The following is a 24,743-nucleotide window of genomic DNA, read 5'->3' as shown; positions in this document are numbered from 1 at the left end:
TCAGTGGCTCCTTCAGCGCGCGACCGGGTCGGCCGCACCGTTGTCGCCACGGTACGCCGCGTCGCCGCGCAGCAGTCCGGTGCCCTCCCCGGCCTCGGCCGGGTCGCCGCCGGTGCCGGTGACCCGGTTCCGCTCGTCGACGAAGACGACCTTGGGCAGGTAGCCCTTGGCCTCGGCGGTGTCCATCTGCCCGTAGGCGATGAGGATGACCAGGTCACCGGGGTGGACCAGGCGGGCGGCGGCGCCGTTGATGCCGATGACGCCGGAGCCGCGCGGGCCGGCGATGGTGTACGTCTCCAGCCGGGCGCCGTTGTTGATGTCGACGATGTGGACCAGCTCGCCGGGGAGCAGGTCGGCGGCGTCGAGCAGGTCCTCGTCCACCGTGACCGAGCCGACGTAGTGCAGGTCGGCCTGGGTCACGGTGGCCCGGTGGATCTTGGACTTGAGCATGGTGCGGAGCATTGCGGGTCACGCCTCCTGTGAGTGCATGCCTAGGGGGTACTTGCTGCCCAACGCTCTGCGGGCGAGCGTTTGTTTCGGTTCGGTGCTGCGGTCCGGCGCGGTGGCTACCGGACGACGACGCGGACGTTGTCGATCAGGCGGGTCGCGCCCACCTTCGCGGCGACGGCCAGCACCGCCTCGCCCCGGAAGTCGTCCGGCGCCTCGGTGAAGTCGTGCGGATCGATCAGGGAGAGGTAGTCGAGGTCGACGCCCTCGGCGGCGTCGAGCACGGCCGAGGCGGCCTCGCGCACGGCCTCCGGGCCCCGCGCGGCCGCGTCCCGGCCGGCGAACAGGGCGCCGGACAGGGCCAGGGCGCGGTCGCGCTCCTCGGCCGAGAGGTAGCGGTTGCGGGAGGAGAGCGCCAGGCCGTCCTCCTCGCGGACGGTCGGCACGCCGACGATCTCGACGTCGAAGTCCAGGTCGGCCACCATCCGGCGGACGACCGCCAGCTGCTGGGCGTCCTTCTCGCCGAAGAACGCGAAGTCCGGGTCGGTGATGTGCAGCAGCTTGGCGACGACGGTCAGCACCCCGTCGAAGTGGCCGGGCCGGGTGGCGCCCTCGTAGCGCTCGCCCATCGGGCCGGCCGCCAGCCGCACCTGCGGCTCGCCGTTCGGGTAGACCTCGTCGACGGACGGCGCGAAGACCACGTCGGCACCGCTGGCCTCGGCCAGCCGCACGTCGTCGTCCAGGCTGCGCGGGTAGCGCTCGAGGTCCTCGCCGGCACCGAACTGCAGCGGGTTGACGAAGACGGTGACGGCGACCCGGCCGTCCCGGCCGACCTGCTTGCGGGCGGCCCGGATCAGCGCGGCGTGGCCCTCGTGCAGGGCGCCCATCGTCATCACGACCGCGTTGTCGACCGGCTGCTCGTCCGGCCAGAACGCCGACTCGAAGTCGTCGACGGTGCGGGTGACGACGGCCCGGTGGACCTTCGGGGCGTGCTGGGCCTTGCCCGGCTGCTTGCCGCGTGCCATTACTGCTTCTCCTCGTTCAGTACGTCCAGCAGCGCCGCCGCCGACGTCTCGTCGATCGTTCCGCGGGCCAGGGCCCGCTGGGCGGTGGCCCGGGCCATCGCCCGGTAGGCGGCGGGGATGTCCGGGGACACCGTACTGAGCTGCGCCAGGTGGCGCCGTACGGTGCCGGCGTCGCCCCGGGCGACCGGGCCGGTGAGGGCCGCGTCGCCGGAGCGCAGGGAGTTGTCGAGGGCGGCGCCGAGCAGCGGGCCGAGCATCCGGCCGGGCTCGGCGACGCCGGCCGTGCGCAGCAGCTCCATCGCCTGCGCGACCAGCGTGACCAGGTGGTTGGCGCCGTGCGCGAGGGCGGTGTGGTACATCGGGCGGACGCTCTCGGGCACCCACTCGGGTTCGCCGCCCATCTCCACCACCAGCGCCTCGGCGACCGGTCGCAGCTCCTCGGGGGCGGTCACCCCGAAGGGGCAGCCGGCCAGCCGGGCCAGGTCGACGGAGGTGCCGGTGAACGTCATCGCGGGGTGCAGTGCGAGCGGCAGCGCGCCGGCCGCGGCGGCCGGCTCCAGCACGGCCACGCCGTGCGCGCCGGAGGTGTGCACCAGGATCTGGCCGGGCCGGACGGCGCCGGTGGCGGCGAGGCCGGTGACCAGGTCGGCCAGTGCGTCGTCGGGGACGGTGAGCAGGACGAGGTCGGCGGCGGCCAGCACCTGCGGCGGGGTGACGATCCGTACGCCCGGCAGCAGGGTCTCGGCCCGGCGGCGCGAGGCGGCGGACACCCCGGAGGCGGCGACCACCTTGTGGCCGGCGAGCTGGAGGGCGGCGCCGAGCGCCGGTCCGACCCGGCCGGTGCCGACCACGCCGACGGCCAGGCGGGCGGGGCGGTTGCCGGGATCGGCCGGGTCGCCGAGGCCGTCGGCGAGCGGGGCGAACTCGCCGCGGTCGGCGAAGTCGGACGGACTCACGCGTCCACCTTTGTCCAGGGGTTCCGTTCCAGTCCACAGCCGGGGTACCGGACGTACCGGCCCATTCTACGGGCGGGGCCGGGCCCGCGGAGCGGTTCGCTCCGGACCGGGCGCGGGGCCGGGTCCGGGGTCGGGGTCCGGGGTCGGGGGTCGGGGCCTGCGCGGGTCAGTCGGTGGCGCCGGCCCGGATCAGTCCGGCCTCGTAGGCCAGCACCACGGCCTGGACCCGGTCGCGCAGGCCCAGCTTGGCCAGGATCCGCCCGACGTGGGTCTTCACGGTGGCCTCGGAGAGCACCAGCCGGGCCGCGATCTCCCCGTTCGACAGGCCCTGGGCGACCAGCAGGAACACCTCGCGCTCGCGCTCGGTGAGCGGGCCCAGGGTGTCGGAGCCGCCGGGGCCGCTCTGCGGGGTCGGCAGCACCTCGGCGAAGCGGTCGATCATGCGGCGGGTGGTGGTCGGCGCGACCACGGCGTCCCCGCCGTGGACGGCGCGGATCGCCGCCACCAGCTCGGTCGGCGGCACGTCCTTGAGCAGGAAGCCGCTGGCCCCGGCCTTGAGCGCGGCGAAGGCGTACTCGTCGAGGTCGAAGGTGGTGAGGATGAGCACGTGCGGGGCGTCCGGCAGCGGGCTGCCGTCCTCGGCCAGGCAGATCCGCCGGGTGGCCTGCACCCCGTCCAGCCGCGGCATCCGGACGTCCATGAGGATCACGTCCACCTCCGTGTGCCGGAGCTTCTCCACGGCCTGGGCGCCGTCCCCGGCCTCGGCGGCGATCTCGATGTCCCCCTGCGACTGGAGGATCATCCGGAATCCGGTGCGCAGCAGCTCCTGGTCGTCGACCAGCATCACGCGGATGGTCATGGGTGGCTCCTAGGTTCCTCGGGGAGGACAGCGGGGGGCGGTGGTGCCCGTCGGCGGGTCTGCGGGTGTCCGGGGGTCAGGCGGCCTTGAGCGGCAGGACGGCGCGGATCCGGAACCCGCCGCCGGGGCGCGGCCCGATGTCGAGGCTGCCGCTGACCATACCGACCCGCTCGCGCATGCCGATCAGGCCGTGGCCCTGGCCGTCGGTGCCGCCGGAGGCGAGCTGCTCGTCGGTGCTGCCGCGGCCGTCGTCCTCGACCAGCACCGCGAGCTCGCGCTCGCCGAAGTCGACCGCGACCCGGGCGTGGACGTCGGGGCCGCCGTGCTTGCGGACGTTGGTCAGCGCCTCCTGGACGATCCGGTAGACCGTCAGCTCGACGCCGCGCGGCAGCTCGCGCGGGTGGCCCGAGGTGGCGAAGTCCACCTGGAGGCCGGCCGTGCGGACCTGGTCTAGCAGCTCCGGCAGCTCCTCGACGCCGGGCTGCGGCACGTACTCCTCGCCCTTGCTGTCGGCGCTGCGCAGCACGCCCAGCAGCCGGCGCATCTCGACCAGCGCCTGCCGGCCGGTCGAGGCGATGGTGCTCAGCGCCTCCTTGGCCTGCTGCGGCGAGTTGTCCAGGACGTAGGCGGCGCCGTCGGCCTGGACGATCATCACCGAGACGTTGTGCGCGACCACGTCGTGCAGTTCGCGGGCGATCCGGGCCCGCTCGGCGGCGACCGCGACCTTGGACTGGGCGTCACGCTCCCGCTCCAGCCGGGCCGCGCGGTCCTCCAGCTCGACCAGGTACGCCCGGCGCACCCGGGTCAGCCGGCCCCAGGCCCAGCAGAGGATGAACGGGGTGGTCATCAGGCCGATGATGAGCAGCGCCTCGGGGGCGGAGTAGCTGACGAAGTGGACGTCGGAGTCGGCGACCGACTCGATCTTCTGCGGATGCAGCCGCCAGTACACCAGCGGGCCCGCGAGCAGTCCGCCGAGCAGCGCGAACCGGGACGTCCAGGGCTTGCCGAACGCGGCGCCGGTGTAGGCGAACACCAGGTAGGCGATGCTGGAGATCGCCGGGGTGACGTCCAGCAGGACCTGGGTGAAGCCGATCAGGCCCGCGGCGGCCACGGTCGCGTCGGGGAAGCGGCGGCGGAACACCATCAGCAGGGGCAGCAGGACGGCCACGGCGAAGTGGACCCCGAGTCGCCAGCCGCTGTTTCCGCTCCCGTTCTCCGGCAGCACGCCGACGAAGAGCACCATCGCGGCCCAGACGGAGTCGATCACCATGGGGTGACGGCGGAGCCAGGCGTTGAGTCGATGCACGACTCAAGCGTAGGCAGTCGCACCCTGTGCCCAGGTCCGCCGGGAGGGCGATCCGTCCTACTCCCTAGGTCGGAGAGCCCGGCATGCCGCTGCCGTACGGATTGGGCGGGTACGGACCGGGTGTGTAGCGTCCCGCTCCATGAGCTGGATGCGGTGGGCGCCCGCCACGGAGCGTGCCCTCTACGACCCCGACGGCGGCTTCTACCGCAGGCCGGAGGGCCCGGCCGGGCACTTCCGAACCTCGGTGCACGCCTCGCCGCTGTTCGCCCGGGCGGTGGCCCGACTGCTGCTGGAGGTGGACGAGGCGCTCGGCCGTCCGGAGGAGCTGGCCTTCGTGGACGTCGGGGCCGGCCGGGGCGAGCTGGTCGCCGGGGTGCTGGCCGAACTGCCGGAGCCGGTGGGGGAGCGGCTGCGGGTGTGGGCGGTGGAGCTCGCCGCCCGCCCGGACGCGCCGCCCGCCGCTCCGTCCACAGGCCTGTGGACGGAGCGGAGCTGGGCCCGGACGGTGTGGACGGCGGAGGTGCCGCGCGGCGTCACCGGGCTGCTGTTCGCCAACGAGTGGCTGGACAACGTGCCGCTGGACACCGGCGAGGTCGGCGAGGACGGGCTGCTGCGCTACCTGGAGGTGGACCCGGCGACCGGCGAGGAGCGGCTCGGCGGGCCGGTGGACGCCGCCGACGCGGACTGGGCCGCCCGCTGGTGGCCGGCCGAACGGCCCGGGGACTTCGTCGAGTTCGGCACGCCCAGGGACGCCGCCTGGGCGCACGCGGTGGCCGGCCTGGAACGCGGCCTGGCCGTGGCCGTCGACTACGGGCACACCGCCGGGCGCCGCCCGCCGTTCCCCACCCGGACCGGCTTCCGGGCCGGCCGCGAGGTGCCCCCGGTGCCCGACGGCTCGTGCGACGTCACCGCGCACGTGGCACTGGACGCGGTGGCCGCGCCCGGTCTCCACAGCCTGTGGACGACGCAGCGGGAGGCGCTGCGGGCGCTCGGCGTCAGCGGCGCCCGGCCGCCGCTGGCCCTCGCCTCCAGCGACCCGGTCGGCTACCTGCGCGCGCTCGGCGGCGCGGGCGAGGGCGCCGAGCTCACCGACCCCGCCGGCCTGGGCGGATTCGGCTGGCTCTCGCAGGCCGTCCGGATGCCGGTACCGCCGGGCCTCGGGGCGCTGCCGGGATGGCAGACTCTGACCCCATGAGGGAGACCACGGTCGGCATCGGGGCGGGAGCCGAGAACTTCACGGGCGGGGCGGGCAGCACCGACATGGTGCTCAACATCGGCCCGCAGCACCCGGCGACCCACGGTGTGCTGCGGCTGCGCCTGGTGCTGGACGGCGAGCGCATCGTCAGCGCCGAGCCGGTGATCGGCTATATGCACCGGGGTGCGGAGAAGCTCTTCGAGGCCCGGGACTACCGGCAGATCATCATGCTGGCCAACCGGCACGACTGGCTCTCGGCCTTCTCCAACGAACTGGGCGTGGTGCTCGGCGTCGAGCGGATGCTCGGCATGGAGGTGCCCGAGCGGGCGGTGTGGATCCGCACCCTGCTGGCCGAGCTGAACCGCGTCCTCAACCATCTGATGTTCCTCGGCTCCTACCCGCTGGAGCTGGGCGGGATCACCCCGATCTTCCACGCCTTCACCGGCCGCGAGGACCTCCAGCACGTGCTGGAGGAGGCCTCCGGCGGCCGGATGCACTACATGTTCAACCGGGTCGGCGGCCTCAAGGAGGACCTGCCGGCCGGCTGGCTCGGCCGGGTCCGCGCCGCCGTCGCCGTGGTCCGCTCCCAGCTGCCGGTCTTCGAGGACCTGGTGCTGGGCAACGAGATCTTCCGCGCCCGCACCGCCGGTGTCGGCGTGCTGACCCGGGCGCAGGCCGAGGCGTACGGCGCCAGCGGCCCGATCGCGCGGGCGAGCGGCCTCGACCTCGACCTGCGCCGGGACGAGCCCTACCTGGCGTACGGCAGCGAGGAGCTGCGGCAGGTGCTGACCGTGGTCACCCGCGAGGAGGGCGACTGCCTGGCCCGCTTCGAGTGCCTGCTGGAGCAGACCGTCAACGCGCTCGACCTCGCCGACGCCTGCCTCGACAAGCTGGCCACGCTCGCCCCCGGGCCGGTCAACCTGCGGCTGCCCAAGGTGCTCAAGGCCCCGGAGGGCAGCACCTACGCCTGGACCGAGAACCCGCTCGGCGTCAACGGCTACTACCTGGTGTCGCGCGGCGACAAGACGCCATGGCGGCTGAAGCTGCGCTCGGCCTCGTTCAACAACATCCAGACGCTGACCGAGCTGCTGCCGGGGACCCTGGTCGCGGACATGGTGGCGATCCTGGGCTCGATGTTCTTCGTCGTCGGCGACATCGACAAGTAGCCGGCCGGCGAGGAGCAGCCGGTCGGCTGCTCCTCGCCGGGGCGGACTACTTCTTCGGCGCCTTCGGCCGCTTCACCGGGTCGGCCGGGTGCGGGGCCACCTTGCGGTCGCCCTTGGTGGCGATCCGCTCCTCGCAGAGGCCGGCCAGCACCCGGTACGCGGCCCGGCCCATCAGCTCGGTGAGCTCCGGGCGGTAGCTGACGTAGACCGGGTCGGCGCCCTGGTGCGCGTCCGGGCTGCCGGTGCACCACCAGTGCAGGTCGTGGCCGCCCGGGCCCCAGCCCCGGCGGTCGTACTCGCCGATGGTGACCTGGAGGTAGCGGGTGTCGTCCGGCCGGTCGATCCAGTCGTAGGTGCGGCGGACCGGCAGCTGCCAGCAGACGTCCGGCTTGGTCTCCAGAGGCTCGCGGCCCTCCGCGAGCGCCAGCGCGTGCAGGGCGCAGCCCCCTCCGCCGGCGAAGCCGGGGCTGTTCACGAAGATGCAGGCGCCGTCGACCCGCCGGGTCTGGCGGTCGCCGTCCTCGTCGAACATGGTGATGCCGCCGTCGAGCTTGAGCCGGCCCTTGGCGTCGGTGCCGTGCCGGTGGTTCTCCCACAGCTCCGGGGTGAGCCGGGCCGCGTGGCCGGCCACCCGCTTCTCGTCGTCCTCGTCCGAGTAGTGCGCGCCCAGGGTGCAGCAGCCGTCGGACTCGCCCCGGCCCTCGCGAATGCCCTGGCAGCCCTGGCCGAAGATGCACGACCAGCGCGAGGTCAGCCAGGTCAGGTCGCAGCGGAAGACCTGCTCCTCGTCCTCGGGGTCGGTGAACTCGACCCAGGCGCGCGCGAAGTCGAGCGGGACCTCGGGGCGGAGTTCGGAGCGGAGGGTCGGCATCGCCAGGTCGACGGCGCCCGGGCCGCCGCTCCCGGACTTCTTCTTGCCGCCCTTGGAGGTGCCGCTGTGCTGGGACGTGTCTGCTGCTGCCACCCGGCAAGGGTAGAGCCTCCGCGGAGCTGCGAACCGTCCGTGGTCGCGCGGTTCACGGCGAGTTCACCGCCGGGCCCGGTGAACGCCGGGTCAACACCGGCCGAATGCCGTTCGAACCGGGGCCCCGGTCCGGCCCGGCCGGTCCGTCCCGGCCCGCGATCAGTACCCGGACCAGCACGAACACCGGCACGACCGGTCACCTCCGGCGCGAGATCGCGTAGCGTGGAGGGTTATGCGACTCGGTGTACTCGACGTAGGTTCCAACACGGTCCACTTCCTGGTGGTCGACGCCCACCCGGGCGCCGCACCCCTGCCCGCGTACTCCCACAAGGCCGAGCTGCGGCTCGCCGAACTCCTCGACGAGCAGGGCGCGATCGACGGATCCGGGGTCGAGAAGCTGATCGGCATGATCGCCTCCTCGCTGCGGGTCGCCGAGGACAAGGGCGTGGTCGACATACTGCCCTTCGCCACCTCCGCCGTGCGCGAGGCCGCCAACGGCGAGGAGGTGCTCCGCCGGGTCGCCGAGGAGACCGGGGTCGAACTGCGGGTGCTCTCCGGCCAGGACGAGGCCCGGCTCACCTTCCTGGCGGTCCGCCGCTGGTTCGGCTGGTCCTCCGGCCGACTGCTCAACCTCGACATCGGCGGCGGCTCGCTGGAGATCGCCTGCGGCCTGGACGAGCAGCCCGACGTGGCCTGCTCGGTGCCGCTGGGCGCCGGCCGGCTGACCGCCCGCTGGCTGCCCGGAGACGTCGCCGACCCCGAGCAGCTCCGCCGGCTGAGACGGCACATCCGCGCCGAGATCGCCACCGTCGTCGGCGAGATCTCCCGGCTCGGCCCGCCGGACCACGCCGTCGCCACCTCCAAGACCTTCAAGCAGCTGGCCCGGATGACCGGCGCCGCCCCGGCTGACGCCGGCCCGTACGCGGACCGCCGGCTCACCCGCGCCAACCTCGCCGCCTGGCTGCCCCGGCTGTCCGCGATGACCGTCGCCGAGCGCGCGCAGATCCCCGGGGTCTCCGAGGGCCGCGCCAAGCAGCTGCTCGCGGGCGCGCTGGTCGCCGACGCGGCGATGGACCTGTTCGGCCTGGACGAGCTGGACGTCTGCCCCTGGGCGCTGCGCGAGGGCATCATCCTGCGCCGACTGGACGCCATGGACAGCCCCGCCGACCGCCGCCGGCCCGTCGCGCTCACCCCCTGACCCCGGGAGCGGGGCGGCCGGGCGCGCGCCGACCGGCTCCCCGTTCCGGGCGCGGTCCGCTTACGCTGTCTCCCGTGGCGCAACCAGCGGACGAGGACGGGACGCGGGAGGGCCGCGCGCCCCAGGACGGGAAGCCGCGGCCGGACGCCCCGCGCCGCGCCGGGCGCCGCACCGGCTCCGGTCCCGGCCCGGACGCCGCCGCGGATCCCGCTCCGGACACCGGCACCGACACCGATACCGACCCGACCCCTGGTTCGGACACCGGTCCGGACACCTCTCCGGGGGCTCCCGCGCCGACCCGCAAGCTCGGCAAGGCGGTCAAGGGCGTCAAGCCGGCGAAGGGCGTCAAGGGCGTCAAGGACGCCAGGGGTGCCAAGGGCGTCAAGGCGGTGAAGGCGGCCCGGGAGGCGGCCGGCGGCGTCGCCGAGAAGGCCGCCCGCAAGGCCGCGAGCCGCGCGGCCACCAAGGCGACCAGGGCCACCGGTGCGACCGGTGCGACCGGACCCGCCGCAGCCACCGGGGCGGCGAAGACCGCCGGGGCGCGCAAGGGACCCAAGGCCCCCGGTGCCGAGCCCACCCGCACCGCCCGGGCGGCCGGCGCCGCCAAGGCCGCCGTCCAGTCCGTGAAGTCGGTCAAGGCCGCCCGCCAGGCCGCCGCCCGCCCGCCGCTGCTGCGCACCACCGACCGCCTGGTCCTGCCCCCGCACCCGGCCCTGCACATCCCGGACACCAAGGTCGTCCTCTCCACCGCCTCGGTCTACCCGGCCACCACCGCGGTCGCCTTCGAGCTGGCCGCCAAACTCGGCTACGACGGTGTCGAGGTGATGGTCTGGAACGACCCGGTCAGCCAGGACATCGAGGCGCTGCGCCGGCTCTCCGACGCCCACCGGATGCCGATCCTCGCCGTGCACGCGCCGTGCCTGCTGATCACCCAGCGGGTGTGGAGCACCGACCCGTGGACCAAGCTGGTCCGCGCCCGGGCGGCGGCCGAGAAGCTCGGCGCGAGCGCGGTCGTCGTCCACCCGCCGTTCCGCTGGCAGCGCCAGTACGCCCGGGAGTTCGTCGAGGGCATCCACCGGATGGCGGGGGAGACCGACGTCCGCTTCGCGGTCGAGAACATGTACCCGTGGCGGTACAAGGACCGCGAGATGCTGGCCTACGCGCCGGGCTGGGACGTCACCGAGGAGGAGTACCGGCACTTCACCATCGACCTGTCGCACGTCGCCACCTCGCGGGTGGACGCCTTCGCGATGGTCGAGCGGATGGGGGACCGGCTCGCCCACATCCACCTGGCGGACGGCTCCGGCTCCGGCAAGGACGAGCACCTCATCCCCGGCCGGGGCAAGCAGCCCTGCGCCGAGCTGCTGGAACACCTCGCCCGGACCGGCTTCGACGGCCACGTCGTGCTGGAGGTCAACACCCGCCGCTCCGCGTCGCCCGCCGAACGCGAGGCCGACCTGGCCGAGGCCCTCGCCTTCACCCGCTTGCACCTGGCCACCCCCGCGCGCGTACGCTGACGGCACACGAACTGCCGTCCACAGGGGGACACATGGCGGAAAAGACCGGAACCGGGCCCAGCAGCGACTTCCGTGAACTGGCGAAGTCCTTCGGCGGCGTGGCGGCGGAGTACGACCGGGCCAGGCCCTCGTACCCGCAGGAGTTGTTCGACGCGCTGGAGCGGCTGGCCGGGCGCGGTCTGAAGGGCGCGCGGGTGCTGGACGTCGGCGCCGGCACCGGCATCTCGACCCGGCTGCTGGCCGGCCGCGGCGCCGACGTGCTCGCGGTGGAGCCGAACGCGGGCATGGCCGGGCAGTTCCTCGCCGTCTCGCCCGGGCTCGGGCTGGTCCGGGGCAGCGGCGACGAGCTGCCGTTCCACGACGCCTCGGCGGACTTCGTCACCTACGCCCAGGCCTTCCACTGGACCACCCCGGAGAAGTCCGTGCCGGAGGCGATCCGGGTCCTGCGGCCCGGCGGCGCGCTGGCCCTCTGGTGGAACGTGAAGGACAGCAACGCGGCCTGGGTCCGGGCGATGGGCGAGCGGCTGCACGCCGCGCTGCCCACCACCTACCACGGCTACGGCGCCGTCGACGAGGTCACCTCGCACCTCGCCCCCTACGACCTGCGGGTGGAACACACCCGGCTGCGATGGGAGCGCCGGGTCACCGTGGACCACATGATCACCGACCTCACCTCCCGCTCCTACCTCGCCGCGCTCGCCCCGGAGCAGCGCGCGCCGCTGCTGGCCGTCGAGCGCGAGGCCCTGCTGGCGGAGTTCCCGGACGGCACGGTCGTCGAGCCGTACGTCCTGGACCTCACCGTGGCGCTCACCCCGTCCTGACCCCCGCCGGGGGCCGCCCGGCCCCGCGGTGCGGCCACCCGGCTGACCGCATCGCGGACGCCGTGTCCGCCGCCCGGACGGCGGGCGTAGGCTCGACAGACACAGTGGCCCCGCACCCTCCTGATCGAGCGGGGCCGCCAGTCAGCCTCCGAAGGAGTGGAGCACAGTGCCCGAGCTGAGGTCCCGTACGGTCACCCACGGTCGCAACATGGCAGGCGCCCGGGCGCTTCTCCGGGCGGCCGGCGTAGCCCGCGAGGACTTCGGCAAGCCGATCATCGCGGTCGCCAACTCCTTCACCGAGTTCGTCCCCGGTCACACCCACCTCCAGCCGGTCGGCCGGATCGTGTCCGAGGCGATCAAGCAGGCCGGCGGCATCCCCCGCGAGTTCAACACCATCGCGGTGGACGACGGCATCGCGATGGGCCACAGCGGCATGCTGTACTCGCTGCCCTCGCGCGATCTGATCGCCGACTCGGTCGAGTACATGGTCAACGCGCACTGCGCGGACGCGCTGATCTGCATCTCCAACTGCGACAAGATCACCCCCGGCATGCTGATGGCCGCACTGCGGCTGAACATCCCGACGGTGTTCGTCTCCGGCGGCCCGATGGAGGCCGGCAAGGCCACCCTGGTCGACGGCACGGTGCGCAAGCTCGACCTGGTCGACGCGATCTCGCAGGCGGTCAACGAGAACGTCTCCGACGAGGACATCGCGATCATCGAGGAGAACGCCTGTCCGACCTGCGGCTCCTGCTCGGGCATGTTCACCGCCAACTCGATGAACTGCCTCACCGAGGCGATCGGCCTCTCGCTGCCCGGCAACGGCTCGCTGCTCGCCACCCACACCGCCCGCCGCGCCCTCTACGAGGCCGCCGGCCGGACCGTGGTCGAGATCACGAACCGGCACTACGGCCAGGACGACCACTCCGTCCTGCCGCGCTCGATCGCCTCCCGCGCCGCCTTCGAGAACGCCATGGCCCTCGACATCGCCATGGGCGGCTCGACCAACACCATCCTCCACCTGCTCGCCGCCGCCCAGGAGGCCGAGCTGGACTTCGACCTCCGGGCCATCGACGCGATCTCCCGCAAGGTGCCGTGCCTGTCCAAGGTCGCGCCCAACGGCGCGTACTACATGGAGGACGTGCACCGGGCCGGCGGGATCCCCGCCATCCTCGGCGAGCTGCACCGGGGCGGGCTGCTGAACGAGGACGTGCACACCGTCCACTCCGACTCGCTCACCGAGTGGCTCAAGACCTGGGACGTCCGCGGCGGCTCGCCGTCCGCGGAGGCCGTCGAGCTGTGGCACGCCGCCCCCGGCTGCGTCCGCTCCGCCGAGGCCTTCTCGCAGTCCGAGCGCTGGGAGTCGCTGGACACCGACGGCGCCCGGGGCTGCATCCGCGCCGTCGAGCACGCCTACTCCGTCGAGGGCGGACTCGCCGTGCTGTACGGCAACCTCGCCGAGGACGGCTGCATCGTGAAGACCGCCGGCGTCGACGAGTCGATCTGGACGTTCAGCGGCCCGGCCGTCGTGGTCGAGTCCCAGGAGGACGCGGTCGAGGCGATCCTCGCCAAGCGGATCAAGGAGGGCGACGTCGTCGTCATCCGCTACGAGGGCCCCAAGGGCGGCCCCGGCATGCAGGAGATGCTCTACCCGACCTCCTTCCTCAAGGGCCGGGGCCTGGGCAAGGCCTGCGCGCTGGTCACCGACGGCCGCTTCTCCGGCGGCACCTCGGGACTGTCGATCGGCCACGCCTCCCCGGAGGCCGCGTCCGGCGGCACCATCGCCCTGGTCGAGGACGGCGACACCATCGCCATCGACATCCCGGGCCGGCGGATCTCGCTGGAGGTCCCGGCCGAGGTGCTGGACGAGCGCCGCCGCGTCCTGGAGGCCGGCCACGGCTACCGGCCGCAGAACCGCGACCGCCAGGTCAGCCAGGCCCTGCGCGCCTACGCCGCGATGGCCACCTCCGCCGACAAGGGCGCCGTCCGGGACGTCAGCAAGCTCGGCTGACCCCACCGCGACCATGGGCGTGTCCTGGGCGCCGTCCCGGCCACCGGGACGGCGCCTCCGCCGTTCCCGCCCGCCGGGGATAATCGGACCCGTGACCCAGGAACGCACCCCCACCACCCAGCCCGCCGGCGCCCCCGAGCCGGAGCCGATCCGCTGGTTCGGCACCAGCTGGGTCGAGCGCGGCGGCGACTACCGGCTGCGCCGCGTCCTCGTCCCGGTCGGGGCGCTGCTCGCCGCCGCGGCCGGCGCCTTCGTGCTGCGCCTCGCCGTCGACGGCATCAAGCTCGCCGACAACGGCGGCTTCCTCAACGGACTGCTGGTCGCCGCCGTCGCGATCTGCTCGCTGCTCGCCGCGCTGCGCACCTGGAAGCTGCTCACCGAGGGCCGGGACGCGCTGACCGGCTGGATGGCCGAGGACAAGTCGCTCGGCGTGGTCTGGGTGATCGGCGGGGTCGGCTCCCTGCTCGCCTACTTCCTCCGCGCCCTGCGCGAGGCCCCCGGCGAGGCCCTCCACCGGGCCCGCTACGAGAAGGCGCTCGCCCAGCACGAGCGCCGGCAGGCCGGCCGCAGCGGCCGGCCCGGCACCGGCGCCCAGGGCCGGGGCCGGCGCCGGCGCTGACCCGGCGCCGCACCGGCCGGGTCAGCTGCGGCTGACCGTGCCGCAGACGCCGTCCGTCCGCGGCTCCTGGCTGCGGTCGTACGGGTCCGAGGTCGGCCCGGACGGCGCGGGGGACGCCCCTGCGACGGCCGCGAACTGGTCGAACTGCGGGTGGTACCAGCCGTCGTACACGTCGCACTCGGTGTTGCCCGCGTCGGTCGTGGTCTTCTCGAAGTAGAGCCGGTCCCGCTCGACGTTGAACTTCGCCGGGTCGTAGAAGCGGAAGGTGTCCACCCGGCGCACGACGGTCCGCGCCGTCCAGGTGTCGCCGGCCACGTCGGCCGCCGGGGTGAGCAGGCCGACCGGCTTCGCCACGCCGCCCCCGCCGGGCGCCGGGCTGCCCGCCGGCCGCGGGGGACCGGAGGGCCGGGGCGCGGTGGCGCGCTTGGCGGCGTCCGGGCCGGGCCGGAGCGGGTAGACGAAGGTGAAGTCGGTGTGCACCAGCACGCCGCGCTTGCCGTCCCCCTCGACGCTGATCCGGCCCTGCAGCCGGTAGGTGTCGCCGACCGGGATCGCGTCGCGCCCGTCGAAGCGGCTGAACCAGTTGGTCGGGTCCTGCTCGCGGGAGGGGCTGGCCAGCGCCTTCTCGGCCGCCGCCCGGTCCTCCGGGCCCAGCATGGCCAGGGCCGCCTCCGGGCGGGCGCCGGCCACCGTCCGCGGGTCCAGGTTGGCAGCCACCAGGTACCGCTTGACCAGTTCGACCTGCGCGGCGACCTGGTCGGCGCCGAACACGCCGATCCTGGTGACCGTGCCCGGTTCGGGCCCGAAGGCGTCGACGGTGGTGGGCCACCCCTCGGCGGGGGAGCCCGCCCACGGGCGGTCGACGGTCGGCTGCTTCGGGTCGACCGGCGGTGGCGCGGCGGTCGGTGCCGCGGTCTCCGGGGCGACGGTCGCCACGGGCGTGCCGGCCGTCGTACCGCCGGAGCCGTCGCCGAACCGCGTCGAGTACCAGGACCGCAGCCCGTCGACGTTCAGCGCCGCGAGCACCAGGGCGACGGTGAGCACCACGAACAGCGGCGTCCGCCACCGTCCGCCGCGGCGCGGCCGGGGGTTGCCCCACGGGTCGACCGGCCGCGCCCGGCGGGCGAAACGCCGCTGCGGCCGGGGCCCGTCGTTCACCGAGCGGCGGCCGCCGGGGTCGACCGGCGGCGTGTGCTGCCACCGGGCGGCGAGCATTCGGGTGCGGCCGGCCTGCTCCTTGACGGCGGCACCGCGGACGAACTCCTCGTCGAGCACGAGGTCGGCGAACGGGTCCTTCCCGTCCTTCGGCTCCTCGGACGGACGCGGTTCGGGGTCTTCGGCGATCGGCATCGCGCCAGTATGCCGACGGGGTGCGACAGCTGTTCGATCGGGGGCGCACCGCCGGGTGAACACCAGCTCGGCGCAGGCCGTCAGACCACCCGTTTTCTCCCGGAACGTCAGTCCTTGGTGCGGGCGCGCTTCACCGAGCCGACCACCCCCGCCACACCCAGGACCATGGCCGCCGGGAACAGCGAGAGGAAGAACGCCTCGAACACGCCCGCGTCGCCGAGGAACAGCTGGGCCAGCGTGTTCAGGAGGAGCATTCCGCCCGCCGCCGGGAGCGCGGCCTGCCAGGGGTGCTCGTTCGCCCACTTCTGCAGCCGCCGGTCGGCGGTGTCCCGGCGCAGCCGGCCGCCCACCGTGCCGACCAGGAAGAAGAAGAACAGGGCGACGCCGGCCGGACCGGCCAGCATGCTCAGCGACCAGTCCCCGTCGATCAGATCGATCACCAGGTCCGTCGCCCCCACCAGCGCACCGACCCCCGCGGCCGTCCGCCACGGGCCCAAGGTCGCCGCGGCGACGGCGACCTGCCGGTTCTCACGTCGGGACATCTCTCCGTGTGCCATGCCTCCACGGTGCGCCCGCGCCCACCGCCGGGCCATAGGGGAGAACCCCGAGTTTCGCCCTAGGGGCTGCGTCGCACCGGTGCCCGCAGGGTGGACGGTGCCGCCCCGGGGCGGGGCGCGGTGCGAGGATGGCCGGGGTAGCGGGACGCGGCACCGGAGGCAAGGAGCGGCCATGACCAGCAGCGCGGCACACGGACAGAAGATCGCCTTCCTCGGCACGGGCAAGATCGGGGAGGCCCTGCTCTCCGGTCTGCTGCGGGCCGGCAAGGACCCGGCGGACGTCCTGGTGACGGCCCGTCGGCCGGAGCGGGCCGCCGAGCTGGCCGCCAGGTACGGGGTCGGCGCGGTGGGCAACGCCGAGGCCGCCAAGCTCGCGGACACCCTGATCCTCGCGGTGAAGCCGCAGGACATGGGCACCCTGCTGGACGAGCTGGCGCCGCACATCGACCCCGACCGGCTGGTGATCTCGGCCGCGGCCGGCATCCCCACCGCCTGGTTCGAGGCCCGGCTGGCGCCCGGCACCCCGGTGGTCCGGGTGATGCCGAACACGCCCGTGCTGGTGGACGAGGGCATGAGCGTCATCTCCGGCGGGTCGCACGCCGCCGAGGCGCACCTGGAGCGGGCGGAGGAGATCTTCCGCTCGGTCGGCAAGGCGCTGCGGCTGCCCGAGTCCCAGCAGGACGCGGCGACGGCCCTCTCCGGCTCCGGCCCGGCGTACTTCTACTTCCTGGTCGAGGCGATGACCGACGCGGGCATTCTGCTCGGCCTGCCCCGGCAGGTGGCGCACGACCTCATCGTGCAGTCGGCGATCGGCGCCTCGGTGATGCTGCGGGACTCCGGGGAGCACCCGGTGAAGCTGCGCGAGGCGGTCACCTCGCCGGCCGGCACCACCATCGCGGCCATCCGCGAGCTGGAGAACCACGGGGTGCGGGCGGCCCTGCTGAGCGCCCTGGAGGCGGCCCGGGACCGCTCCCGGGAGCTGGCCTCCGGCGGCAAGTGACCGGCCGGGACGGCCGGTAGGGTCGCCCGTATGGCCTATGAACTGGTGATCTTCGACAACGACGGTGTCCTGGTGGACAGCGAGCCGCTCTCCAACCGGGTGCTCGCCGAGTACCTGACCGAGCTGGGTTACCCGACCACCGTCGAGGACTCCTACCGGGACTTCATGGGCACCGCGGCCCACCGGGTGCACGACGTGATCGCCGAGCGGTACGACGGCGCGCTCCTCCCGGAGGGCTTCGACGAGGCGTTCCACGGCCGGGTCTTCGACACCTTCACCGCCGAACTCGCCGCCGTGCGGGGCGCGGAGACGCTGCTGAAGGAGCTCCGGCAGCGCTCCGTGCCGTACTGCCTGGCCTCGTCCGCGCACCACAGCTGGATCCGCGCCGCGCTGGACGTCACCGGTCTGCGCGGGTGGCTCCCGGAGGAGCGGATCTTCAGCGCCCAGGACGTGGGGGTGGGCAAGCCGGCACCGGACCTCTTCCTGCACGCCGCCCGTACCCTCGGCGTCGATCCGGCCGCCTGCCTGGTGGTGGAGGACAGCCCGAACGGCGTGCTCGCCGCCCGTGCGGCCGGTATGGACGTGTACGGCTACACCGCGCTGACCGACCCGGCGAAGCTGACCGCCGCCGGCGCCACCGGCCTGATCGCCGACCTCGCCGAGGTGCTCCCCCTGCTCGACCGGTAGCTCCCGGAGTCCCCGGGGCCGGTCGGCGGACGCGGCCGACCCACGCACACCCCCTCCCGCGAACGCCCGCCAGCGCCTACGCTCTCGCCACCGACCGCCGTACCGGCCAGTAGCGAGGTGGATGTGCCTACCGAGAGTGCCTACCGTTCCGGGAGCGACGCGGGGGACGGGAGCGTCCCGGTCACGCCGCGGCTCCGGGCCGGCCGGGCGGCGCTGGCCGCGAGCTTCCTCCTCCAGGGCGTCACCTTCGCCCTGCTGGTCACCTGCATCCCGGAGATCCAGGACCGGTACGGGCTGAGCGACTCCCTGCTGCCGCTGTTCCTGGCCGCGGTGCCGGTGCTGGCCGGGGTGGGGTCGATCGCCTCCGAGCGGCTGGTGCGCCGGACGAGCGCGCGGGCCGTGCTGCGGGTGGTCCAGCCGGCGGTCTGCGCGACCCTTGCCGCCGCCGGCCTGGGCGACGAGCTCTGGCAACTGGCGCTGGCCCTGGGTGCCTTCGGCCTGCTGGTCGGCGCGCTGGACGCGAGTATGAACATGCTCGGGGTCGGGCTCCAGCACCGCTACGGCCGCTCGGTGATGCTCGGCTTCCACGCCGCGTTCAGCCTCGGCGGCATCGTCGGCGCGGCCGTCGCGGGTCTCGGCGCGCACGTCGGGCTCGGTCTGCCGGTGCTGTTCGGGACGGCGGCCGGGGTGGTCGCCCCGCTCGCGCTGCTGGCCGGCACCAGGTTCGCCGGACCGGCCGAACTCGGCGACGCGGTACGGGAGGCCGCCGCCGCCGCGGCCCGGTCGATCCCCTGGCGGCCGCTGCTGCCGCTCTGCCTGGTGATGGCCTTCGCCTACATCGCCGACGCCTCGGTCTCCAACTACAGCGTCAAGTACCTGACCGACGGTCTGGGCAGCCCCGAGGACGTCGCCAAGCTCTCGTACCTCGGCTACATGGTGGCGATGCTGCTCGGCCGGGCGCTCGGCGACCGCGCGGTGCAGCGCTGGGGCGCCGTCCCGGTGGTGCGGTCCGGTGCCGCGCTGTCCGCGCTCGGGTTCGCGCTGGCCGCCGCCGCGCCCGCCGCCTGGGCCGGGATCGCCGGCTTCACCGTGCTGGGGCTGGGGATCTGCGCGATCATCCCGCAGGTGTTCGCGGCCGGCGGGCGGCTGTTCCCGGCCGACTCGGACGCCGCGGTGGCCCGGCTCAACCTGTTCAACTACGTGGGGTTCCTGGTGGGTTCGCCATTGGTGGGGGCGCTCGCGGACGCGAGTTCGTACCGCTGGGCGCTGCTGGCGCCGATGCTGCTGGTGCTGGCGGTGCTGCCGCTGGCGGACCGCTTCGCCCCGGCGGCGGCGCCGTCCCCGGCGCCCACCGGTCCGGCCGTCCGGGACGCCGTCCGGGGCACGCCGTAGGGCGCGCCACCGGAGGGCGCGCCTCAGGCGGTCCGGCTCAAGGGCGTCGGCCTCAGGCTGTCGCCTCCCTGATCTCCGTCAGCGACTCGTCCAGGATCGCCCTGGCGCGGGTGAACCAGTCGGTGAGTACGGCGATCTCGGCCGGGGTGTAGTCGGCGAAGAGGCCGTTGATCCGGCCGTAGAACGGGCCGTAGACCTCCATGATCCGGTCCTGCGCGGCGGCCTCCAGCACCACCCGCACCCGGCGGCGGTCGCCCGGGTCGGCCTCGCGCCGGGCGTACCCGGCCTTCTCCAGCCGGTTGAGCACGCCGGTCACCGCGCCGGTGGTCAGCTGCGCGCGTTCGGCGAGGTCGCCCGCGGCCAGGGCCTCGCCGGCCATCGCCGCCTCGATCAGGAAGCCGACGCAGGTGAGGTCGGTGACGTTCAGACCGAGCCGCGCCGCGATGTCCTGCTGGCCGAACTGCGCGAGCGCGATCATCCGGTCCATCGCGTAGAGCGCCTGCTCGGGCGACGCCTCGGGGCGCGGCTTGCCCTCCACGGGAAATCTCCTTAGCATCTAAGTTACTTATCTCGTGAGATAAGCCGTCGGTCCGTTCGCGGACGGGAGCCCGGGTGGACCCGTCCATCACACCAAACGAGGACACATGGGCGCACACGCCGATCACGACATGGGCCACACCGTGGCCGGCTGGACCGGCACCGCCGTCGTCACCCTGGGCTTCGCCGTCGCGGGCGCGGCCTTCGTCGCGGGCTCCGGACCGGGCCTCTGGGCCGGCGCGGCGCTGATCCTGCTCGGGGCGGTCGCCGCCTGGGTGCTGCACCTGGCAGGCCGGGGCAAGGCCACCGGGCCGCGCCCGCCGGAACTGCGGCACTGGCGCACCCCCGACCCGGCCGGCCGGCACGGCCACCCCGATTGCCTCGGCTGCCGGCTGGCCGGCCGCCGAACCGCCCGCGCCGCCGCCCGGACGCCCGCGCACGCCCCCGTTGGCGCGGCCACGCCCGCCGCCGCGCCCGCCCCGGGGACGAGCGCCCGGGTCTGACTCCCGTACCGCGGGCGTTCAAGGACCCGTTGCCCGGCCGGACGGCCGCCACCCACTACGGTGGAGGCCATGCCCGACGCCGAGCGTGACCCCTCCTGCGGCCTGCACCTGTTCTGGGACGAGGCGGTCACCGCCTACGACTTCGGCCCGGGCCACCCGATGGACCCCACCCGGCTGTCGCTCACCATGCGCCTGGTCGAGGACCTCGGCCTCGCCGCCGGACCGGGTGTCACCGTCCGCTCCGCGCCCGCCGCGGGCGACTCCACCCTCCGGCTGGTGCACACCGCGGCGTACGTCGAGGCGGTCAAGCAGGCCGCCGCCCACCCCGACCGGCAGGACTCGCGGCACGGCCTGGGCACCGACGACAACTGGTCCTTCCCCGCCCTCCACTCCGCCTCCGCGCTGATCGCCGGCCAGTCGGTCGCCGCCGCCGAGGCCGTCTGGCGCGGGGAGACCCCGCACGCCGTCAACTTCGCCGGCGGGCTGCACCACGCGATGCCCGACCGCGCCTCCGGCTTCTGCGTCTACAACGACCCGGCCCTCGCCATCGCCCGGCTGCTCGAACTCGGCGCCGAGCGGATCGCCTACGTCGACGTGGACGTCCACCACGGCGACGGCGTCCAGCAGGCGTTCTGGGACGACCCCCGGGTGCTCACCGTCTCGCTGCACGAGCACCCGGCCACGCTCTTCCCGCAGACCGGCTGGAGCACCGAGACCGGCGGCCCGGGCGCCGAGGGGTCCGCCGCCAACCTCCCGCTGCCGGCCGGCACCGGCGACGCCGGCTGGCTGCGCGCCTTCCACGCCCTGGTGCCCGAGCTGCTGGCCGCCTTCCGCCCGCAGGTCCTGGTCACCCAGCACGGGGCCGACACCCATCTGGAGGACCCGCTCGCCCACCTCGCCGTGACCGTGGACGCCCAGCGGGCCATCGCCGGGGCGCTGCACGGGCTGGCGCACGAGCACGCCGACGGCCGGTGGATCGCGCTCGGCGGGGGCGGCTACGCGGTGGTCGACGTCGTCCCGAGAGCCTGGACCCACCTGGTCGCCACCGCCGCGGGCCGGCCGGTCGACCCGGCCACCGAGACCCCGGAGTCCTGGCGCGCCGAGGTCTACCGGCGCACCCGGGGCCCCGCCCCGCTCCGGATGACCGACGGCGCCAGCCCGGTCTGGCGGGACTTCGACGCGGGATACGATCCGGCGGACCGCCTCGACCAGGCGATTCTGGCCGCCCGCCGCGCCGTCCTGCCGCACCACGGCCTGCTGCCCTGAGCGGTGGCGAAGGATCGCCGTCCGCTTGTGAGGACCTGGTGTCCGGTCGCGTTCCGTGCGCAGGCCGACCGGTACAGATCGCCGATCGACTACGTACTGCAACCGACTTATCCCTCACCGTACGAGGACTGGGCTTCTCCCTCTTCCCACTGGTACCACCCATAACTACTCTGGGGATACACGTGTGCCGGTGGAGTCACCGGAGGGGAAGCCGGTGCCTTGCACACGGGTAAGGGTCGGGTGATGGTCATGAGTTCCGGCGAACGCCCCTTGCAGGACGTCGTCTTCCTGACCGTGGCCGAGGTGGCCGCGGTCATGCGGGTCTCCAAGATGACGGTCTACCGGTTGGTGCACAGCGGTGAGCTGCCTGCCATCCGGGTCGGCCGCTCGTTCAGGGTGCCCCAGCAGGCAGTGCACGAGTACCTCAAGGAGTCCTACGTGCGGCTCGAGAGCGCGTAGGCAAAGGCCGGTCCGGGCGGGGTCCACCACCGGTGGGCCCCGCCTCCGTTCGCTCCGGATTCGCCTGCGGTTCGCCTGCTCCCGGGGGCGCGATTACGACCCTGGGCAAGGGGACGGTAGGCTGGGCCCTCACGTCAGTCGTATGGACTCCGTCTCTCACGGGCGAGAGTCTCAGTGAGCGAGGGTTGTTCCGTGGGCTCTGTCATCAAGAAGCGTCGCAAGCGTATGGCCAAGAAGAAGCACCGCAAGCTTCTCAAGCGCACGCGCGTTCAGCGTCGCAACAAGAAGTAAGCGCCCCCGGCCGCGCTCGCGCGCCCAGCGCTTGGCACCGCCCGTCCTGGCCTTCCGGCCGGGGCGGGCGGTGCCGCTTTTCCGGCCCGTCCGCTTTTCCGGCCCCGCCGTTCTCCTGGCCCCGCCGTTCTCCTGGCCCGGTCGTTTCCCGGCCCGGTGTTTCCCGGCCCGCCGGGGCGGCGCGGTACGGTGCACGCAGGTCTCCCGGGCCGAGGAATGGGGTGCAGCGCTGTGGGAACGGTCGTGCTCGTCACCGGTGTCGGCCGGCACCTGGGCGCCCGCTTCGCCGCCGAGCTGCGCCGCCGCCCGGGCGTGGACCTGGTGGTCGGCGTGGACGTGCAGCCGCCGGGCCCGGCGCTGCGCGCGCTCGCCGAGCCGGACGGGCCCGCCGCGTCCTACCGCTTCCACCAGCTGGACCTGCGCCGCCCCGCCGTGGCGCGGGTGATCGCCGAGCACGGCGTCGACACCGTGGTGCACCTCGCGGTCAGCGCCACCGGACTGGGCTCCACCAACCGCTCCGCGGTGAAGGAGTCCAATGTGATCGGCACGATGCAGCTGCTCGGCGCCTGCCAGAAGGCGCCGGGGGTGCGCCGGCTGGTGGTGAAGTCGACCACCGGCGTCTACGGCTCGGCGCCGCGCGACCCGGCCGTGTTCACCGAGCGGACCCAGCCGAAGACCCTGCCGGGCGGCGGTTTCGCCAAGGACGCGGTCGAGGTGGAGGGCTACGTCCGGGGCTTCGCCCGGCGCCGTCCGGATGTCGCGGTCACGGTGCTGCGGTTCGCCAACATCGTCGGCCCGGGCGCCGACACCCCGCTGACCGACTACTTCGCGCTGCCGGTCCTGCCGACCGTGCTCGGCTACGACCCCCGGCTGCAGTTCGCGCACGAGGACGACGTGGTCGAGGTGCTCTGCCGGGCCTCCTTCCCGGCCGAGCCGGGCACCGTGAACACCGGCACCGTCAACGTCGCCGGGGAGGGCGTGCTGCTGCTCTCCCAGTGCGCCCGCCGACTGGGCCGGCCGACCCTGCCGCTGCTGCTGCCGGCGGTCAGCTGGATCGCCGGACTGGCCCGGCAGACCCGGCTGGTCGACGTCTCGCCCGAGCACCTGCGGCTGCTGACCCACGGCCGGGTGGTGGACACCGCCCGGCTGCGCGAGTCCTTCGGCTACCGCCCGGCGTTCAGCACCCCGGAGGCCTTCGCGGACTTCGCCGCCGCGCAGTCGCCGGGCCTGCTGCCGCCGGGCCGGCTGACCGCCGTCACCGACGGACTGGCCGCGCTGCTCGGCCCGGAGGCCGGCCGGACCACCGGCCCGGGCCCCACCACCCCGGGCACCCCCGCCCGACCGCACCGACCCAGGAGCTGAACCCGCATGAGTGCCGCCGCCGAGAACGCGCCGGGCGAGGCGAAGGTCATCCCGATCGAGTCCGCCCCCAGCTGGAGCGAACCGCCGGCCGACGGCTCCGGCCTGGCCGACCGGGTGGCCGGTGCCGTCGGCGGCGCGCTGGCCGGCCGGCTCGGCGCCGCCGCCACCCGCGCCTTCGGCAAGGGCTGGGAGGACCGGGCCGCCGACGGCCTGGCCTTCCTGCGCCGCCGGATCACCGGCGACTACGAGGTGGACGAGTTCGGCTTCGACCGGGAGCTCACCGAGGAGGTGCTGCTCGGGCTGCTGCGGCCGCTGGCGGAGAAGTACTTCCGGATCGAGGTGCGCGGGATCGAGAACATCCCGGCCGAGGGCGGCGCGCTGATCGTCGCCAACCACTCCGGGACGATCCCGCTGGACGCGCTGATGACCCAGGTGGTGATACACGACCACCACCCGCGCCACCGGCACCTGCGGATGCTCGCCGCGGACCTGGTGTTCGTCCTGCCCGGGATCAACGAGCTGGCCCGCAAGGCCGGGCACACCCTGGCCTGCAACGAGGACGCCCAGGCCCTGCTGGAGCGCGGCGAGCTGGTCGGGGTGTGGCCGGAGGGCTTCAAGGGGGTCGGCAAGCCGTTCTCCGAGCGGTACAAGCTCCAGCGCTTCGGCCGGGGCGGCTTCGTCTCCTCGGCGCTGCGGGCCCGGGTGCCGATCGTGCCGTGCTCGATCGTCGGGGCGGAGGAGACCTACCCGATGATCGGCGACTTCCGGACCCTGGCCCGGCTGCTGGGCCTGCCGTACGTGCCGATCACGCCGACCTTCCCGTGGCTGGGCCCGCTGGGGGCGGTGCCGCTGCCGACCAAGTGGATCATCGAGTTCGGCGAGCCGATCGCGACCGACCGGCACCCGGTGGAGGCGGCGGACGACCCGATGCTGGTCTTCGACCTGGCCGACGAGGTCCGGGAGACCATCCAGCACACGCTCTACCAGCTGCTGGTGCGGCGGCGCTCGGTCTTCTTCTGAGCCGAGTGCCCCTCCGGGCCGGGTGAGCCTCCTGGCCGAGCAGAACGGCGGGGCCGGCGCGTCCGCGCTGGGCGAGGGCTTGGCCCCGGTGAGCCCGCTGGTGAGGTTGTCGACCAGGCCGCCCACCGGGGCCGGGACGACATTGGTCTCATTGCTGGGCGCCGGTGCGGCCGGTGCGCCGGGGGCCGCGGGCGCCGCCGGTGCGGGCGCGCCGCCCTGCGGCGGGACCTGCGGG

General features: G+C 74.3%; 25 protein-coding genes. 16 read left to right on the top strand and 9 right to left on the bottom strand.

What is annotated here, in order from left to right:
* Positions 1–12: 12 nt before the first annotated feature.
* From panD to BI06_RS22685, 5 genes are all read right to left on the bottom strand, one after another.
* Entirely contained in the window at positions 13–462 is a 450-nt protein-coding gene (gene panD, locus BI06_RS22705; protein WP_030393765.1) for an aspartate 1-decarboxylase, read from the bottom strand.
* Positions 463–566: 104 nt separating this feature from the next.
* Positions 567–1,472, bottom strand: coding sequence for a pantoate--beta-alanine ligase (panC, locus tag BI06_RS22700; RefSeq protein WP_043470901.1), 906 nt, complete (start codon positions 1,470–1,472; stop codon positions 567–569).
* On the bottom strand, positions 1,472–2,335 hold the full coding sequence (locus BI06_RS22695) for a Rossmann-like and DUF2520 domain-containing protein (RefSeq protein ID WP_051741738.1): 864 nt from the start codon (positions 2,333–2,335) through the stop codon (positions 1,472–1,474). The genes panC and BI06_RS22695 overlap by 1 nt, the downstream gene beginning before the upstream one ends.
* Positions 2,336–2,594: 259 nt before the next feature.
* Entirely contained in the window at positions 2,595–3,287 is a 693-nt protein-coding gene (locus tag BI06_RS22690; protein ID WP_030393768.1) for a response regulator transcription factor, read from the bottom strand.
* Between the two features lie 76 nt (positions 3,288–3,363).
* A complete protein-coding gene (locus BI06_RS22685) occupies positions 3,364–4,557 on the bottom strand; it encodes a sensor histidine kinase (protein ID WP_369826211.1) in 1,194 nt (397 codons plus the stop codon).
* A gap of 175 nt (positions 4,558–4,732) precedes the next feature.
* Here BI06_RS22685 and BI06_RS22680 point away from each other — a divergent pair, with 175 nt between their 5' ends.
* A complete protein-coding gene (locus tag BI06_RS22680) occupies positions 4,733–5,788 on the top strand; it encodes an SAM-dependent methyltransferase (protein ID WP_037779803.1) in 1,056 nt (351 codons plus the stop codon).
* The gene (locus BI06_RS22675; RefSeq protein ID WP_030393771.1) at positions 5,785–6,954 is read left to right on the top strand and encodes an NADH-quinone oxidoreductase subunit D; all 1,170 of its coding nucleotides are present in this window, start codon (positions 5,785–5,787) and stop codon (positions 6,952–6,954) included. The genes BI06_RS22680 and BI06_RS22675 overlap by 4 nt, the downstream gene beginning before the upstream one ends.
* A gap of 46 nt (positions 6,955–7,000) precedes the next feature.
* On the opposite strand, the gene BI06_RS22670 is transcribed toward BI06_RS22675, so the two are convergent.
* On the bottom strand, positions 7,001–7,825 hold the full coding sequence (locus BI06_RS22670) for a hypothetical protein (protein ID WP_037779847.1): 825 nt from the start codon (positions 7,823–7,825) through the stop codon (positions 7,001–7,003).
* Between the two features lie 325 nt (positions 7,826–8,150).
* Between BI06_RS22670 and BI06_RS22665 the strand changes: the two genes are divergently transcribed.
* The 5 genes from BI06_RS22665 (at position 8,151) to BI06_RS22645 (ending at position 14,084) form a co-directional block, all read left to right on the top strand.
* Positions 8,151–9,116, top strand: coding sequence for a Ppx/GppA phosphatase family protein (locus BI06_RS22665; protein WP_043470898.1), 966 nt, complete (start codon positions 8,151–8,153; stop codon positions 9,114–9,116).
* A 713-nt stretch (positions 9,117–9,829) separates the two neighbouring features.
* Positions 9,830–10,633 carry a sugar phosphate isomerase/epimerase gene (locus BI06_RS22660; RefSeq protein ID WP_199523341.1) on the top strand — a complete coding sequence of 268 codons (804 nt, stop codon included), beginning with the start codon at positions 9,830–9,832 and terminating at the stop codon, positions 10,631–10,633.
* Positions 10,634–10,665: 32 nt separating this feature from the next.
* Positions 10,666–11,454: a class I SAM-dependent methyltransferase gene (locus BI06_RS22655; protein ID WP_030393775.1), complete on the top strand. Its 789-nt coding sequence runs from the start codon at positions 10,666–10,668 to the stop codon at positions 11,452–11,454.
* A gap of 166 nt (positions 11,455–11,620) precedes the next feature.
* Positions 11,621–13,465 carry a dihydroxy-acid dehydratase gene (gene ilvD / locus BI06_RS22650; protein ID WP_043470894.1) on the top strand — a complete coding sequence of 615 codons (1,845 nt, stop codon included), beginning with the start codon at positions 11,621–11,623 and terminating at the stop codon, positions 13,463–13,465.
* A gap of 91 nt (positions 13,466–13,556) precedes the next feature.
* The gene (locus BI06_RS22645) at positions 13,557–14,084 is read left to right on the top strand and encodes a hypothetical protein (RefSeq protein ID WP_030393777.1); all 528 of its coding nucleotides are present in this window, start codon (positions 13,557–13,559) and stop codon (positions 14,082–14,084) included.
* A gap of 21 nt (positions 14,085–14,105) precedes the next feature.
* Here BI06_RS22645 and BI06_RS22640 read toward each other — a convergent pair whose 3' ends face one another.
* Both BI06_RS22640 and BI06_RS48270 read right to left on the bottom strand, forming a co-directional pair.
* Positions 14,106–15,434: a hypothetical protein gene (locus tag BI06_RS22640; RefSeq protein ID WP_043470891.1), complete on the bottom strand. Its 1,329-nt coding sequence runs from the start codon at positions 15,432–15,434 to the stop codon at positions 14,106–14,108.
* A 107-nt stretch (positions 15,435–15,541) separates the two neighbouring features.
* The gene (locus tag BI06_RS48270; RefSeq protein WP_149030442.1) at positions 15,542–15,991 is read right to left on the bottom strand and encodes a hypothetical protein; all 450 of its coding nucleotides are present in this window, start codon (positions 15,989–15,991) and stop codon (positions 15,542–15,544) included.
* A gap of 172 nt (positions 15,992–16,163) precedes the next feature.
* Here BI06_RS48270 and proC point away from each other — a divergent pair, with 172 nt between their 5' ends.
* The 3 genes from proC (at position 16,164) to BI06_RS22620 (ending at position 19,070) form a co-directional block, all read left to right on the top strand.
* Entirely contained in the window at positions 16,164–16,991 is an 828-nt protein-coding gene (proC, locus tag BI06_RS22630) for a pyrroline-5-carboxylate reductase (RefSeq protein WP_030393780.1), read from the top strand.
* A gap of 30 nt (positions 16,992–17,021) precedes the next feature.
* Positions 17,022–17,678, top strand: a complete 657-nt coding sequence (locus BI06_RS22625; protein ID WP_030393781.1) for an HAD family phosphatase — start codon at positions 17,022–17,024, stop codon at positions 17,676–17,678.
* A gap of 213 nt (positions 17,679–17,891) precedes the next feature.
* Entirely contained in the window at positions 17,892–19,070 is a 1,179-nt protein-coding gene (locus tag BI06_RS22620; protein ID WP_051741737.1) for an MFS transporter, read from the top strand.
* Between the two features lie 52 nt (positions 19,071–19,122).
* Here BI06_RS22620 and BI06_RS22615 read toward each other — a convergent pair whose 3' ends face one another.
* Positions 19,123–19,608 (bottom strand): MarR family winged helix-turn-helix transcriptional regulator, encoded by a 486-nt coding sequence (locus BI06_RS22615; RefSeq protein WP_030393783.1) that lies wholly within the window; start codon positions 19,606–19,608, stop codon positions 19,123–19,125.
* 106 nt (positions 19,609–19,714) lie between these two features.
* On the opposite strand from BI06_RS22615, the gene BI06_RS22610 reads away from it, so the two are divergent.
* The 6 genes from BI06_RS22610 (at position 19,715) to BI06_RS22590 (ending at position 24,508) form a co-directional block, all read left to right on the top strand.
* Entirely contained in the window at positions 19,715–20,110 is a 396-nt protein-coding gene (locus tag BI06_RS22610; protein WP_037779805.1) for an HGxxPAAW family protein, read from the top strand.
* A gap of 69 nt (positions 20,111–20,179) precedes the next feature.
* Positions 20,180–21,376, top strand: a complete 1,197-nt coding sequence (locus tag BI06_RS22605) for an acetoin utilization protein AcuC (protein ID WP_051741734.1) — start codon at positions 20,180–20,182, stop codon at positions 21,374–21,376.
* A 249-nt stretch (positions 21,377–21,625) separates the two neighbouring features.
* Entirely contained in the window at positions 21,626–21,835 is a 210-nt protein-coding gene (locus BI06_RS22600) for a helix-turn-helix domain-containing protein (RefSeq protein WP_045937940.1), read from the top strand.
* A 192-nt stretch (positions 21,836–22,027) separates the two neighbouring features.
* A complete protein-coding gene (locus BI06_RS46605; RefSeq protein WP_003948845.1) occupies positions 22,028–22,126 on the top strand; it encodes a 30S ribosomal protein bS22 in 99 nt (32 codons plus the stop codon).
* Positions 22,127–22,357: 231 nt separating this feature from the next.
* Positions 22,358–23,488, top strand: a complete 1,131-nt coding sequence (locus BI06_RS22595; protein ID WP_051741592.1) for an NAD-dependent epimerase/dehydratase family protein — start codon at positions 22,358–22,360, stop codon at positions 23,486–23,488.
* 6 nt (positions 23,489–23,494) lie between these two features.
* The gene (locus BI06_RS22590; protein WP_030393787.1) at positions 23,495–24,508 is read left to right on the top strand and encodes a lysophospholipid acyltransferase family protein; all 1,014 of its coding nucleotides are present in this window, start codon (positions 23,495–23,497) and stop codon (positions 24,506–24,508) included.
* Positions 24,509–24,743 lie beyond the last annotated feature (235 nt).

It is taken from the genome of Kitasatospora sp. MBT66 (assembly GCF_000710405.2).
In the GTDB taxonomy this organism is placed as follows: Bacteria; Actinomycetota; Actinomycetes; order Streptomycetales; family Streptomycetaceae; genus Kitasatospora; species Kitasatospora purpeofusca.
This window is presented reverse-complemented; position numbering and strand designations above follow the sequence as displayed.

Coding starts and splice junctions, on each gene's coding strand:
- panD (WP_030393765.1), bottom strand. CDS start 462: ATGCTCCGCACCATGCTCAAGTCCAAGATCCACCGGGCCACCGTGACC.
- panC (WP_043470901.1), bottom strand. CDS start 1,472: ATGGCACGCGGCAAGCAGCCGGGCAAGGCCCAGCACGCCCCGAAGGTC.
- BI06_RS22690 (WP_030393768.1), bottom strand. CDS start 3,287: ATGACCATCCGCGTGATGCTGGTCGACGACCAGGAGCTGCTGCGCACC.
- BI06_RS22685 (WP_369826211.1), bottom strand. CDS start 4,557: ATGGTGATCGACTCCGTCTGGGCCGCGATGGTGCTCTTCGTCGGCGTG.
- BI06_RS22680 (WP_037779803.1), top strand. CDS start 4,733: ATGAGCTGGATGCGGTGGGCGCCCGCCACGGAGCGTGCCCTCTACGAC.
- BI06_RS22675 (WP_030393771.1), top strand. CDS start 5,785: ATGAGGGAGACCACGGTCGGCATCGGGGCGGGAGCCGAGAACTTCACG.
- BI06_RS22670 (WP_037779847.1), bottom strand. CDS start 7,825: ATGCCGACCCTCCGCTCCGAACTCCGCCCCGAGGTCCCGCTCGACTTC.
- BI06_RS22665 (WP_043470898.1), top strand. CDS start 8,151: ATGCGACTCGGTGTACTCGACGTAGGTTCCAACACGGTCCACTTCCTG.
- BI06_RS22655 (WP_030393775.1), top strand. CDS start 10,666: ATGGCGGAAAAGACCGGAACCGGGCCCAGCAGCGACTTCCGTGAACTG.
- BI06_RS22640 (WP_043470891.1), bottom strand. CDS start 15,434: ATGCCGATCGCCGAAGACCCCGAACCGCGTCCGTCCGAGGAGCCGAAG.
- BI06_RS48270 (WP_149030442.1), bottom strand. CDS start 15,991: ATGGCACACGGAGAGATGTCCCGACGTGAGAACCGGCAGGTCGCCGTC.
- proC (WP_030393780.1), top strand. CDS start 16,164: ATGACCAGCAGCGCGGCACACGGACAGAAGATCGCCTTCCTCGGCACG.
- BI06_RS22625 (WP_030393781.1), top strand. CDS start 17,022: ATGGCCTATGAACTGGTGATCTTCGACAACGACGGTGTCCTGGTGGAC.
- BI06_RS22610 (WP_037779805.1), top strand. CDS start 19,715: ATGGGCGCACACGCCGATCACGACATGGGCCACACCGTGGCCGGCTGG.
- BI06_RS22605 (WP_051741734.1), top strand. CDS start 20,180: ATGCCCGACGCCGAGCGTGACCCCTCCTGCGGCCTGCACCTGTTCTGG.
- BI06_RS22600 (WP_045937940.1), top strand. CDS start 21,626: ATGAGTTCCGGCGAACGCCCCTTGCAGGACGTCGTCTTCCTGACCGTG.
- BI06_RS22590 (WP_030393787.1), top strand. CDS start 23,495: ATGAGTGCCGCCGCCGAGAACGCGCCGGGCGAGGCGAAGGTCATCCCG.